Origin of the sequence: Burkholderia sp. KJ006 (genome assembly GCF_000262695.1) — a bacterium.
GTDB classification, from domain to species: domain Bacteria; phylum Pseudomonadota; class Gammaproteobacteria; order Burkholderiales; family Burkholderiaceae; genus Burkholderia; species Burkholderia vietnamiensis.
In genome coordinates, this window is record NC_017922.1 from 596563 (window position 1) to 611192 (window position 14630).

3 protein-coding genes are annotated in these 14630 nt (G+C 70.5%); all 3 read left to right on the top strand.

The genetic code is table 11. The annotated features are described in order from the left end of the window. Position 1: 1 nt before the first annotated feature. From MYA_RS26750 to MYA_RS26760, 3 genes are read left to right on the top strand one after another with little or no spacing between them, the layout of a single operon-like run. Positions 2-1618, top strand: a complete 1617-nt coding sequence (locus MYA_RS26750; protein WP_014725947.1) for an MBL fold metallo-hydrolase — start codon at positions 2-4, stop codon at positions 1616-1618. Then, positions 1606-5529, top strand: coding sequence for a non-ribosomal peptide synthetase (locus tag MYA_RS26755; protein ID WP_014725948.1), 3924 nt, complete (start codon positions 1606-1608; stop codon positions 5527-5529). Before MYA_RS26750 ends, MYA_RS26755 begins: the two co-directional genes overlap by 13 nt. Next, positions 5526-14627 carry a non-ribosomal peptide synthetase gene (locus tag MYA_RS26760; protein WP_083854927.1) on the top strand — a complete coding sequence of 3034 codons (9102 nt, stop codon included), beginning with the start codon at positions 5526-5528 and terminating at the stop codon, positions 14625-14627. The genes MYA_RS26755 and MYA_RS26760 overlap by 4 nt, the downstream gene beginning before the upstream one ends. Positions 14628-14630 lie beyond the last annotated feature (3 nt).

Genomic DNA, 14630 nt, shown 5'->3' on the forward strand with positions numbered 1-14630 from the left:
GTTGACCATTTCGTCCAACACGCAGGTCTACCTGCGACAGAACATCCAGTTCGAACCGTTGATCAACAGCTGGTACGCGTGGTTCCACACGCTGCCGCCGTTGACCGCCGCGCTCAACGTGGCCGAGCGGTTCCTGCCGCTGCTGAAGTCGTACGCCGCATCGCCGCTGATGCACGCGGCCGCCTGCAGGGACCCCGCGATGCGCGGCGGCCCGTTCCTCGATCTGGACGGCAAGCGCGTCGACGAGATCCGCGCGCTGATCGAGCAGACCGAGCGCCGCGCGACCCGCCAGCTGGAGCTGGCGAAGACCTACAAGGCGTTCTCCGCGCTGCTGCTGGACCAGGCGAAGGGAATGGCCTCGGACCCGCTCTATCGCGCGCTTCCCGACGTGTTGAAGGGTTACGTCGAGATCTATTACGACTTGAATCACAACCCGTCGTTCCGGATCTTCGAAAGCCTGCTGTACGCGAGCCCGTTCTACGCGCGCGATGCGCAGAGCATCGCGCTGTCGGCGATCGAGGAACACACGCCGCGGCCGTTCATCCTCAGCACGCCACGGCTCGGCGACGAGCGCACGCTGTTCCGCGACATGGCGTTCGACGAGCCCGCGCTCGACGCGCTGTTCCGCATGCGCGAGACGCCCGCCAGCTACGCGAAGATCGTCGACCTGATGCGCGTGGAGGAACGCGACGAGCCGCTGTTCCGCTCGTTCTTCGTCGAGGAGGCGCCGGCGCCGAAGCCGGACCGCTCGTTCGACGGCGACGACATCCGGATCCGCTACTACGGCCATGCGTGCCTGCTGATCCAGAGCCGCGGCGTGAGCATCCTGATCGACCCGGCGATCAGCTACGGCTACGACACCGCGCTGCCGCGCTATACGTTCGCGGACCTGCCGGACCAGATCGACTACGTGCTCATCACGCACAGCCATCACGACCACATCGTGCTCGAAACGCTGCTGCAGCTTCGCCACAAGATCAAGACCGTGGTGGTCGGCAGGAACCTCGACGGCTTTCCGCAGGATCCGTCGCTGCAACTGGCGTTGCGCAAGCTCGGCTTCGCCGACGTGCTCGAAGTCCGCGACGCGCAGGAGATCCCGCTGCCCGGCGGCGCCATCACGGCCATTCCGTTCCTCGGCGAACACAACGACCTCGCGATCCAGAGCAAGCAGAGCTTCATGATCCGCTTCGGCTCGCGCTCGGCGCTGTGCATCGCCGATTCGTGCAACCTCGATCCGTGCCTCTACGAGCACGTGTTCCGGCTGGTCGGCAAGCCCGACACGCTGTTCGTCGGGATGGAGACCGAAGGCGCGCCGCCGTCGTGGGTCTACGGCCCGCTGTTTCCGCACGCGCTGCCGCGCGACATCGACCAGTCGCGCCGCGCGCGCGGCTGCCAGTTCGGCGAGGCCGCCGCACTGGTGGACGACTTCGCGTTCAACGCGGCGTACGTCTATGCGATGGGTCAGGAGCCGTGGCTGAACCATCTGCTCGACAACACCTTCGACGAAAACTCGCCCAGCCACGTCCAGTCCACGCAATTCGTCGCGCACTGCAAGGCCAAGGGCATCGCGTCGGAAATCCTGTACGGGACGAGGGAGATCGTGCTTTGTCAGAACTGAATCTCAATGCGCTGTCGACCAGCGGGCAATACCGGGAACACGCGGCGTTCTGGCGCGACGCGCTCGGCCGCAGCGCCGAGGACTTCCGGCTGCAGCAGGCGTGGCAAGCCTATGCGCTGCCGCTCGGCCCCGCGCCGGAACTGACGTACGCGCTCGACGGCGACGCGTCGCTCACGCTCGACAAGCTCGCCGCCGGCAACGAGCTCGGCGCGTTCGTCGTGCTGCTGGCTGCGCTGTTCCGCGTGCTGGCCCGTTACGGCGACACGTCCGCGGCCTTCGTCGAGACGCCGGGCCTCGTCGCCGCGGCCGCACGCGATCTGACCAATCCGGTGCCGCTGTTCGACGCGATCGAGCCCGGCCCGACGGTTCGCGCGTATCTGAACCAGCTGCGCGACACGGTGCAGCGCAGCTATTCGTATCAGGATTTTCCGGTGGCCGCGCTCGCGCACCAGCTGCACGGCGAACGGCGCACGACCAACGTCGGCGTGCGCTTCGACGGGCTTCACGAAGCGTGGGCGGCGGCGGACTACGACCTGTCGATCGAGATCAGACGCCGCGCGGGCTACGAGATCGTGCTGACGGGCCGGCCAACGGTGTTCACGCTGCACTATCTGCGGCACCTCGCACGCCATCTGGGCAACGTCGTGGCCGGCTTCGGCGCGCTGGACGCGCCGCTCGACACCGTATCGCTGCTCGACGACGCCGAGCGCGCGCGCCTGCGTGCGCATGCGGCGCCCGTCGCGGTCCGGGGCACCTTCCTCGAACAGTTCGCGCAGCGGGTCGCCGCCGCGCCGGACAGCATCGCCGTCGCGAGCGCCGAGGCGTCGCTGACCTATGCCGAACTCGACGACCAGGCGTCCCGGCTCGCGCAGTTCCTGCGCGCCGAATACGCGATCGAACGCGGCGACGTGGTGGGTGTCGTGGCCGACCGTTCGGTCCGCTGGATCGTCGGTCTGCTCGGCGCGCTGAAGGCCGGCGCGGTCTATCTGCCGCTGGACCCGGAGTTTCCGCCGGAGCGGCTGCGCTTCATGATCGACGACGCGAAGGTCAAAGCGCTGCTGACGCAATCGGAACACCTGTCCCTGCTCGCCGACTTCTGGGCGATTCCGATGTTCGCGCTCGACTTCCAGCTCGACACGCTCGAGCCCGCACCGGAACCGGCGCAGGCCGACGTGCGGCCCGACGATGCGGCGTACGTCATCTACACGTCCGGCTCGACGGGCGTACCGAAGGGCGTCGTGCTCGAACACGCCGGGCTGCTGAACATGGCGCGGTACCACGTGGACGCGTTCGGCTTCGACGCTGACGACCGCTTCGTCCAGTTCTACTCGCCCGGGTTCGACGGCTCGATCATGGAGATCTTCGTCACGCTGCTCGCGGGCGCGCGTCTGGTGCTGGCGAAACCGAGCGTGATCCGCGACGTGCCGCGTTTCGTCGAATACGTCGCGCAGCAGCGCGTCACCACCATCAACGCGACGCCGGCCTATCTCGCCGCGCTCGACTGGCGCGCGCTCGACACGGTGAAACGCGTGATCAGCGCGGGCGACGCCGCGCGCGCGGCCGAGCTGCGCGAGCTGGCGCGTACCCGCATCTGCCACAACTCGTACGGCCCCACCGAGGCGACCGTCTGTATCGCCGACTACGTGGTCGATCCCGCGATCGCGTACGGCAGCCGTCTGCCGGTCGGCCGCCCGATCGGCAATACGCACCTGTACCTGCTCGACGAGCACGGCGCGCTCGCGCCCGACGGCTGCACGGGCGAGGTCTGCGTGTCGGGCGTCGCGCTGGCGCGCGGCTATCTCGGCCGCGACGACCTGACGGCCGCCGCGTTCGTCGCGCATCCGTTCGAACCCGGCGAGCGCCTGTATCGCACCGGCGACCTCGGCGTGTGGCTGCCGGACGGCAACCTGGAAATCACCGGCCGCCGCGACACGCAGGTGAAAATCCGCGGCTACCGCATCGAGATCGGCGAGATCGAAGCGGCGCTGCGGCAGCATCCCGACGTCGCGGACGCGATCGTGTTCGTGCGCGAGGACGCCGCGCAGCACAAGCAGCTGATGGCCTGCGTCGCCCCGGCGACGGCGAGCGCCGCGAGCCTGCGCGAGCACTTGAGGGCACATCTGCCCGCCTTCATGGTGCCCGCGTCGATCGTGGCGCTGGAACGCCTGCCCGTGACGCCGAACGGCAAGCCCGATCGCAACGCACTTGCCGCGCTCGACGCGCTGGACGCCTCGCCGGGGCCGGCCGACGCCGCGTACGCCGCGCCGACCAACGACGTCGAAGCGCGGCTGGGCAGGATCTGGTCGGATGTACTCGGCCGCGCGCCGATCGGCGTGCACGACAATTTCTTCGAGCTGGGCGGCGACTCGATCCTGCTCATCCAGGTGATGTCGCTCGCGCAGCAGGTCGGCCTCAAATTCACCGCCAACCAGTTCTTCGCGCATCCGACCATTGCGGGCCTCGCGCAGGTCGTCGTCGATGCGCCGCCGCTGCGCGCCGCGCAGGAGCCGGTGGTCGGGCCGGCGCCGCTGACGCCGATCCAGCACTGGTTCTTCGCGCAGGACGTGGCCGACCCGCACCACTACAACCAGTCGACGATGATCGAAGTGCCGGCGACGTTGCGGCCCGACGTACTGCAACGCGCGCTGACGGCCGTCGCAACGCATCACGACGCGCTTCGGCTCGGCTTCGAGTGCGTCGCCGGCGCGTGGCGGCAAACGCACGCGGCGGCGCCGCTCGCGATTCCGCTCGGCGTCACGTCGCTGGTCGGCGCGCCGGCCGCCGCCCGCCACGCCGCAATGCTCGACACGGCCACGCACATGCAGCAGGGCTTCGCGCTGTCGTCGCCGCCGCTGCTGCGCGCGCATCTGTTCCAGTTCGAACCGGACGCGCCGCAACGCCTGCTCGTCGTCGCTCACCATCTGGTCATCGACGGCGTGTCGTGGCGCGTGCTGTTCGAGGATCTGTACACGGCGTGCCGACAGCTCGACGCCGGCGAAGCGGTGGCGCTGCCGCCGAAGACGACGTCGTGGCTCGACTGGTCGACCCGCGTCGCCGCGCTCGGCGCACAGGGGCTCGACGGGCTCGACTACTGGCTGCAGCGGAACGTCGACGCGCTGGCGTGCTTCGACGACATGCCGGTCGGCACCGTCGCCGACGCCGGCACGGCCGTCGTCGAGCTCGACCCGCAGCACACGCTCGCGCTGTTGCAGGACGTGCCGCGCGCGTTCAACACGCAGGTGAACGAAGTCCTGCTGACGGCCCTGCTGCTCGCGTTCGGCGACTGGGCCGGCACCGCGTCGCTGGTCGTCGATCTCGAAGGCCACGGCCGCGAGGCGCTGTTCGACGGCGTCGACACGTCGCGCACGATCGGCTGGTTCACCGCGCACTATCCGGTGTACCTCGACGCCGGCGACGCGACCGGGGCCGTCGAGGCGCTGCGCGCCGTCAAGGAGCAGCTGCGCGCCGTGCCGCTGCGCGGGCTGCCCTACGGCATCGCGCGCTACCTCGGCCGCGACCCGCGCGTCGCGGCCGCGCTGGAGCGGCAGCCGCCGGCGCCGGTGCGCTTCAACTATCTCGGTCAGGTCGATCGCGTGCTGGGCGACGACACCGGCTGGAAGCCGGTGCTCGATTTCCAGAGCCCCGAACACAGCCCGCGCGCACGGCGCGGCCATCTGTTCGAAATCGACGGGATGGTATTCGACGGGCGCCTGCGCCTCACCTGGCACTACAACGGCGCGAGCTGCGCGCCGGACGTCGTCGAGCGGCTCACGCAGTGCTACCGCAGCCGCCTGCTGTCGATCGTCGCGGCCGCCCGCGACGGACAGCACGGGCTCAGCCCGTCGGACTTTCCGGCTGCGCGCATCAGCCAGGACGCGCTGGACGCCCTCGTCTCAAGGATCAAATCGTGACATCCCCGACCATCGCCGATATCTACGAGCTCTCCCCGATGCAGGCGGCGATGCTGTTTCATGCCGTGCACGCGCCCGGCTCGCGAAGCAGCTTCAACCAGCTCAGTTGCCGGATCGCCGGCAGCCTCGATCCTGCGTCGTTTCATGCCGCATGGCAGCAGCTCGTCGATCGGCATCCGGTGCTACGCACGTCGTTCCATTGGGAGGAAGTCGACAAGCCGATGCAGGTCGTGCATGCGCACGCCACGCTGCCGTGGGTGCAGGACGACTGGCGCGAGGTGCCGGAGCGCGAACAGCGCGCGCGCTGGAGCGCGCATCTCGAGGCGGATCTGGCCGAGGGCTTCGCGCTCGATCGCGCGCCGCTCGTGCGCTGCCGCCTGGTGCGCATCGCCGACGATGCCCATCTGTTCAGCTGGAGCCACCATCACATCCTCGCCGACGGCTGGTGCCTGTCGCTCGTCATCGAGGAGATCTTCCACGTCTACGGTGCGCTGCTGCGCGGCGCGGCGCCCGCGCTCGCGCCGGTGCGCCCGTATCGCGACTATATCCAGTTGCTTCAGCAGGGCGACCCGCAGGCCGCGCAGCAATACTGGAAGCGCTATCTGGAAGGGTTCCGCTCGCCTACCCCGCTGCCGAACGCGGCGCGCGCCGGCGCGAGCGAGCGCTTCGGCCAGGGTCTCGCACAGGTGCAGGCCGACCTGTCGGCCGATCTCAGCGCGCGCTTGCGGCAGTTCGCGGCGCGCCATCACATCACGCTGAACACGCTCGCGCAGGCGGCCTGGGCGCTCGTGCTGTCGCGTTACAGCGGCGAGACCGACGTGGTGTTCGGCGCGGTCGTGTCCGGGCGCGGCGTCAATCTGCCGGGCATCGAGACCATGCTCGGCCTGTTCATCAACACGGTGCCGGTGCGCGTGCGCGTCGATCCGCGGCAGCCGCTGGTGCCGTGGCTGAAGATGATCCAGGCGCGCGTGGCCGCCCGCGCGCCGTTCGAGCACACGCCGCTGCCCGACATCCAGCGCTGCAGCGACGTGCCGGCGGCGACGCCGCTGTTCGAGAGCAACGTCACGTTCATGAACTACCCGCTCGACGCGTCGCTCACGCACGGCGCGCACGGGCTGGCCGTCGACGAGGTGCAGCTCTACAACCGCGCCGACATTCCGCTCGAGTTCGTGGTGACGGCGCGCGACGACTGGAAGATGGAGCTGTCGTTCGACCCGCGTCGTTTCGACGAAGACGCGATGCAGCGCATGCTCGGCCACGTGGCCGCGACGCTCGACGCGTTCGCGGCCGATCCGGGCCGGCTGCTCGGCCGCGTGCCGATCCTGCCCGACGCCGAACGGCATCGGTTGCAGGACGTGTTCAACGACACCGCCGTGCCGTTCGACGCCGCGCGCACCGTGGTGCACCGTCTGGAGCAGGCGGCCGCCGAGCATCCCGAGCGGCCGACGGTCGAGTACCGCGACGGCGTGCTGAGCGCCGCCGAACTGAACGCCCGCGCGAACCGCACCGCGCGCATCCTGCTGGCCGCCGCCGAGCTCGGGCCCGACACGCTGGTCGCGATCTGCATGCAGCGGTCGGCGCGGCTGATGGAGGCGATCCTCGCCGTCTGGAAATGCGGCGCCGCGTACGTGCCGATCGACCCCGACTATCCGGCGGCCCGCATCCGCACCATCCTCGAAGACTCCGGCGCGGCGCTGGTGATCACCTGCGACGGCCTCCTTCCGCCTGAGCTGACCGCAATCGCGCCGGTCGTGTCGCTCGACGCGGACGGCGGCGACGTCGATGCCGACGACAGCAACCTCGGCCGCCCGGTGTCGCCCGACGGCCTCGCCTACGTGATCTACACGTCCGGCTCGACCGGCAAGCCGAAAGGCGCGATGGTCGAACACGCCGGCATGCTGAACCACATGCTCGCCGAGATCGACGCGCTGTCGATCACGGCGTCGTCGGTGATTGCCCAGACGGCGCCGCATTGCTTCGACATTTCGGTCTGGCAGTTCTTCACGGCGCCGCTCGTCGGCGGCAGGACCCTGATCGTCGACGACGACTGCATCCGCGATCCCGCGCGTTTCGTCGACTATCTGGAAGCCGCCCGCGTCAGCATCCTGGAACTGGTGCCGTCGTATCTGTCGGCCGTGCTCGACCGCGCGTCGGAACGGCCGGCGTCGATGCGGCATCTGCAGGAACTGCTCGTCACGGGCGAGATGGTGAGCCCCGCGCTGGTGAAACGGTGGTTCGACCTGTTCCCGGACATCGCGCTGTCGAACGCGTACGGCCCGGCCGAAGCGTCGGACGACGTCGCGCAGCACCGCATGACCGGTGCGCCGGCCACGCCGTACGTGCCGGTCGGCAAGCCGCTGCGCAACGTGCGCCTGTACGTCGTCGATGCCCAGATGAACCTGTGCCCGATCGGGATCCCCGGCGAAGTGTGCGTATCGGGCGTCGCGGTCGGGCGCGGCTATCTGAACGACGAAGCCGCCACGCGCGAGGTGTTCGTCGAGGACCCGTTCCGTCCGCAGCGCGGCGTGCGCCTGTACCGCACGCGCGACATCGGCAGCTATCTGCCCGACGGCACGCTGGTGCTGCACGGCCGCAGCGACCACCAGCTGAAGATCCGCGGCTACCGGATCGAGCTCGGGGAGATCGACAACGCGCTGGCCGCGATTCCGGAGATCCGCCAGGCGGCCGCGCTCGACTATCGCGACGAGAACGGTCGCGCCGCGCTGTGCGCGTATGTCGCGTTCCGCGACGGCGCGTCGCTCGGCGACGCCGAGATCGCCGCGGCGCTGTCCGCCACGCTGCCGGCCTACATGGTTCCCGGCGTCTACGTGGTGCTCGACGCGCTGCCGCTCAGCGGCAACGGCAAGATCGACCGCAAGGCGCTGCCCGCGCCGGACCGGTCGCGGCGGTCCGCCGTCGCCGACGCGCCGACGCCGCCCCGCACGCGCACCGAGACGCTGCTGTGCGGCATCTGGGCCGAAGCGCTCGGCATCGCCTCGCCCGGCATCCACGACAACTTCTTCGCGCTCGGCGGCGATTCGATCCTCAGCATGCGCATCGTGTCGCTGGCGGCCCGGGCCGGCCTGAAGATCACGACGCGGCTGGTGTTCCAGCATCCGACCGTCGCCGAGCTCGCCGCCGTGGCCACGCTCGGCACAGCGGCCGCCGCGCAGTTCGTCGCGTCGTCCGGCCCGCTGCCGCTGACGCCGATCCAGCAGCGCTTCTTCGCGCAGCGCAAGACCGATGCGGATCAGTACAACCAGGCCGTGCTGCTCGACGTGCCGGCGGACCTCGACCCGCAGCTGCTGCGTCAGGCGCTGCGGCACGCGGTGCGATGGCACGACGCGCTGCGGCTGCGCTTTCGCGCAGGCGAAGCCGGCTGGCTTCAGGAAGTCGTCGACGATCAGGAGGTGCCGGTCGGCGTGTTCGACGTTGTGCGCGACGAGCTCGCGCAGCACGTCGCGCAGTCGCATGCGAGCCTGAATCTCGCGCACGGCCCCGTCGTGCGTGCGGACCTGCTGCGCCTCGATGGCGGCCGCTCGCTGCGCCTGCTGCTGATCGCCCATCATCTGGTGGTCGACGGCGTGTCGTGGGGCGCGCTGCTCGAAACCGTGTACGACGCCTATACGCGGCTGCGCAACGGCAAGGCGCTGGAATTCGCCGGCGGCAGCGCGACCTGGACCGCATGGACGCAGGCGATATCGGCGTGGGCCGGCTCCGGCGCCGCCGACGCCGATCTCGCCCATTGGCAGGCCATCGCGCGCGGCAGGCAGCCGGGGCTGCCGGTCGATCGCGCCGCGCCGGCCGCCGCCAATACCGTGTCGTCCGCCGAGACGATCGTCGTCGAACTCGGCGAGGCCGCCACCGCGGCGTTGCTCGGCGCCGCGCCGCGCGCCTACGACGCGCAGATCAACGACCTGCTGCTGGCGGCGCTCGCGCGCGCGGTCGGCGACTGGAGCGGCTGCGCCGACGTACTGGTCGATCTCGAAGCGCACGGGCGCGAGGAGCTGATCGACGCGCTCGACATCTCGCGCACGGTGGGCTGGTTCACGTCGATCTTCCCGGTCGTGCTGAGCGCCGATGCCGGTGTGCGCGATCCGGCGCGACTGGTGGCGTCGGTCAAGGCGCGACTGCGTGCGGTGCCGAATGGCGGCATCGGCTACGGCCTGCTGCAGGACCGCCTCGACGGCCCGCTGCCGCAGCCGGCGCTGCTGTTCAACTACCTGGGCCAGACCGACCAGCTGTTCGCCGCCGCACGCGACTGGCAGCCGGCCGCGGAGCCGAGCGGCGACGGCCGCCATCCGGACCAGCTGCGCGAGCACCTGCTCGACGTGAACGCGTACGTCGCGGGCAATCGCCTGCACGTTGCATGGGAATTCAGCCGCGCATGCCACGACGCCGACACGATTCGGCGCGTCGCGCATGCGTACGTCGCGGCGCTCGAGGCGCTGGTCGCCGCACATGCCGCGTCGCCCGCGTTGTCGGCGTCGGCGCCGGCAGCGCTCGCCGCCGACGAGATCGCCGACGTCTACGCGCTGACGCCGACCCAGCAGGGCATGCTGTTCCACGGCCTGTACGAACCCGAGTCGGATGCGTACTTCAGCAGCCTGAATTTCCGGATCGACGGCGCGCTCGACGTCGCACGCTTCCGCCGCGCATGGGAGACGGTGGCGCAGCGACACGACGTCCTGCGAACCTCGTTTCACTGGGAAGAAACCGAAAGTCCCGTGCAGGTCGTGCATCGCCGGATCGACTTGCCGTGGCACGACGAGGATCTGCGCGCGGCATCCGCCGCGGACGCGCAACGGCGCTGGGACGCCTACGTGGCGCAGGACCGGGCGCGCGGCTTCGACTTCACGCAGGCGCCGCTGTTCCGCGTCGCGCTGTTCCGCCTCGCCGATCAGGCATGGCGGTTCCACTGGAGCCATCACCACATCCTGCTCGACGGGTGGAGCTCCGCGCGGCTGCTGAGCGAAGTGGCCGCCGCGTATCAGGCAGCGGCCGACGTCGCGCCGCCACCGGCCTTCGGCGATTACGTGCGCTGGCTCGCAAGTCAGGACACCGCTGCCGCCGAACGCTTCTGGCAGGCGAAACTGGCCGATTTCCCGGCGACCACGCCGCTCGTACTGGGCCAGCCGGAACTCGACGGCACGGCCGCGCCGGGCGCCTATGTCGAAGAGCCGTTGCTGCTGTCGGAGCACGACACGCAGCGGCTGGTCGCGTTCGCGCGAGCCAGCCGGATCACCCTCAACACCCTCGCGCAGGGCGCGTGGGCGCAGTTGCTGAGCCGCTACAGCGGCGAAGCGGACGTCGTGTTCGGCACGATCGTGTCCGGTCGCCCGGCGTCGCTGCCGGCGTCGGACGAGATGGTCGGGCTGTTCATCAACACGCTGCCGGTGCGGGTGCGGATCGACGCGCGTCCGACCTCCGCATGGCTCGCCCAGCTGCAGGCGGATCTCGCGCAGCAGGACGAATATGCGCACCATCCGCTCGCCGACATCCAGAAATTCGCCGGCCTGCCGCCCGGCGTGCCGCTGTTCGAAAGCCTGCTGATCTTCCAGAACTATCCGGTCGAGGAGGCGCTGGCCGATGCGCTGCCGGGCCTGCGGATCGGCGCATTCGACGTGTCCGATCCGAACAACTACCCGCTCACGCTGGTCGTGACGCCGGGCAAGCGCCTGTCGCTGCAGGCGCTGTACGACGACGGGCGGTTCGATCGCGACACGATCGTGCGGCTGCTGCGCCATGTCGAAACGCTGCTCGTCGGCCTGGCCGGCGCGCAGGATCGCCCGAACCGCAGCATCCCGCTCCTCGCCGCCGCCGAGCGCGACGCGCTCCTGCACGGCTGGAACGATACCGGCGCGCCCGTTCCGGTCGACCACACGCTGCCGGAACTGATCGAGGCCGTCGCAGCCGCCCACCCGGACCGGATTGCGGTGCGCTGCGGCACGGAGGTGCGCACCTACGGCGAGTTGGTCGAACGCGCGGACCGGATCGCCGCCCGTCTGATGCAGGCCGCGCCGCTGCGCGCGGACGACCGGATCGCCGTGTGGATGCCGCGCTCGCCGCTGATGCTCGAGACGATCCTCGCCATCTGGAAATGCGGCGCGGCATACGTGCCGGTCGATCCGGCCTATCCGGCCCAGCGCGTCGAGACGATCCTGACGCTGGCGCGCCCTTCGATCATCGTCGGCGCCGACCGTCGGCCGCCGGCCGCGCTCGCGTCGGTGCCGCTCGTCGACCCCGCGCATGCCGCGCACCGCGACGGCGACGGCGACGCGCCGCCGCGCACGCCGCGCGCCGGCCCGGCGGACCTCGCCTACGTGATCTTCACGTCGGGTTCGACCGGGCAGCCGAAGGGCGCGATGGTCGAGCATCGCGGCATGCTCAATCACGTGCTCGCGATGGCGCGCCGAGTCGGGCTCGGCGCGCACGGCGCGGTGGCGCAGACCGCGTCGCACTGCTCCGACATTTCGGTGTGGCAATGCTTCGCGGCGCTGGCGTCGGGCGGCACGACGGTGATCTATCCCGACGACGTCGTTCTCGAGCCCGCGCGCCTGATCGACTGCCTCCGTCGCGACCGCATCACGGCGATGCAGTTCGTCCCGTCGTATCTCGCGACCTTCGTCGAAGAGCTGGAACAGCACGCCGAGCCGGCCTTCCCTGACCTCGACACGCTGCTGACGATCGGCGAAACCTTGCAGCCGGCCACCGCGCAGGCGTGGTTCCGGCTGAATCCGGCCGTGCGGCTCATCAACGCGTATGGCCCGACCGAAGCGTCGGACTCCGTCGCGCACTACGCCATGACGCACGCGCCGGCGCTGCGGGCCATCCCGATCGGCCGGCCGATCGAGAACCTGCGCCTCTACGTCGTGGACGCCGACATGAATCCGTGCCCGGTCGGCGTCAAGGGCGAAATCTGCATCGGCGGCGTGGGCGTCGGGCGCGGCTATCTGTTCGACGAAGCGCGCACGCAGGCGGTGTTCCGCGACGATCCGTTCAGCCCGGAACCCGGCGCACGCCTGTATCGCACCGGCGATATCGGCTGCTTCGGGGCCGACGGCAACCTCCACTTCTTCGGCCGCCGCGACTTCCAGGTCAAGATCCGCGGCTACCGGATCGAGCTCGGCGAAATCGAAGCCGCGCTGACCGGCCTCGCCGGCATCTCGAACGCGGTCGTCGTCGCGCGCGACACGCAGGACGCGGGCAAGACGCTGTGCGCGTACGCAGCGTATGCGGCCGGCGCAGCGGGTGCATCGGACGCCGGCTGGACGCCCCAGCGCGTGCGCGACGCGCTGCGCGAGCAATTGCCCGCGCACATGGTGCCCGACGCGGTGGTGCTGCTGCCGGCCCTGCCGGTGATGCCGAACGGCAAGATCAACCGCGCGGCGCTACCGCTGCCGGAAGCCGCTGCGCCGCCGGCCGGCGCGCCCGCCGACGCGCAGACGCCGGTGGAAGCGGCGCTGCTGCGGATCTTCGCCGACGTGCTCGGCCACCGGCCGACCGGCGTCGACGACGACTTCTTCGAGCATGGCGGCCAAAGCCTGAAGGCGATCCAGATGGTCAGCCGGATCCGCCGCGAACTGAAACTGAACGTCGCGGTGGCCGACATCTTCCATGCGCCGTCGCCGCGCGCCCTCGCGCGCAAGCTCGCCTCGTCGGCCGCGGGCGACGCCGCCGACGACGCACTCATCCCGGCACTCGCCGCACGAGCGTCCTATCCGGTATCCCGCGCGCAGAAGCGCATCTGGCTCGCGAGCCGCAGCGCGGACCCGTCGACCTACAACATGGCAGGCGCGCTGCAGCTGGACGGCGCCGTCGACACCGCGCGCCTCGTCGCCGCGTTCGACCGGCTGGTCGATCGCCACGAGAGCCTGCGCACGGTGTTCGCGATGAGCGAAGGCGAGCTGCGCCAACGCATCCTGAGCCGCGACGCGTCCGGGTTCCGCGTCGAGCACGCGACGCTCGCGGCCGACGCCGGGCCGGACGCGATCGATGCGCTGATTCGCGCGGAAAGCGAGCAGCCGTTCGATCTCGCCACGGGGCCGCTGCTGCGCGTCAAGCTGGTGAGGCTGTCGCCGACCCGGCACCTGCTCCTGCTGAACATGCACCACGTGATCTCCGATGCGTGGTCGATCCGCGTGCTGACCGACGATCTGCAGGCGCTCTACGACGGGCGCGCGCTGCCGCCGCTGTCGATCCAGTACCGCGACTACGCCGCGTGGCACAACGCGAGCGTCGCCGGCCCGCGCGCGGCCGCGCATCGCGCGTACTGGCTCCAGCAACTGGCGCCGCCGCTGCCGCGCCTGCAACTGGCGGCGGATTTTCCGCGGCCCGAACGGCTCGGCCATGCGGGGCAGACGCTCGAAGTCGCGCTGTCGCAGCCCCAGGCGGACGGCCTCGCGGCCCTCGCCCGCGCGCACCACACGTCGCTCTACGCGGTGCTGCTCGCGTCGTTCTGCGTGTTGATGCACCGCTACACGGGGCGCGAGGACATCGTCATCGGCAGCGTGTCCGCGGGGCGGGACCGCGAGCAGCTCGAGCCGCAGATCGGCCCGTACCTGAACACCGTCGTGCTGCGCGTTCCGGTACGCAACACCGCGACCGTCGCCGACGTGATCGACGCCGTCGCGCAGGCGTCGACGCAGGCGCTCGAGCACGCGTCCTATCCGTTCGACGCGCTGCTCGACGATCTGAAAATCCGCACGCCGGCCAACCATTCGCCGGTCTTCGACATTCAGGCGAACCACGTGTCGATGCCGGCGCCGCAGTCCGGCCTGCGCATCACCGACGTTTCGCCGCCCGACACGACCGCGAAGTTCGATCTGTCGTTCCAGGTCGTCGAAAGCGCGGGCACGCACCTGATCCAGTTCATCTACAACACGCACCTGTTCCGCGCCGCGACCATCGCCGCGATGCGCGACCGGCTGCTCGCGATCCACGACGCGTTCCGTCGCGATCCGGCCATGCCGATCGATCGCATCGCGCTCTCCGCGGAGGCGCCCGCGGGCGGCGAGCGCGTGCGGGTCGGCCTGCGCCTGAAGCGCACGGCCGCGCCCGCGGTCACGGCCGACGCCGCGATCGAGGAGAAGACCTGATGC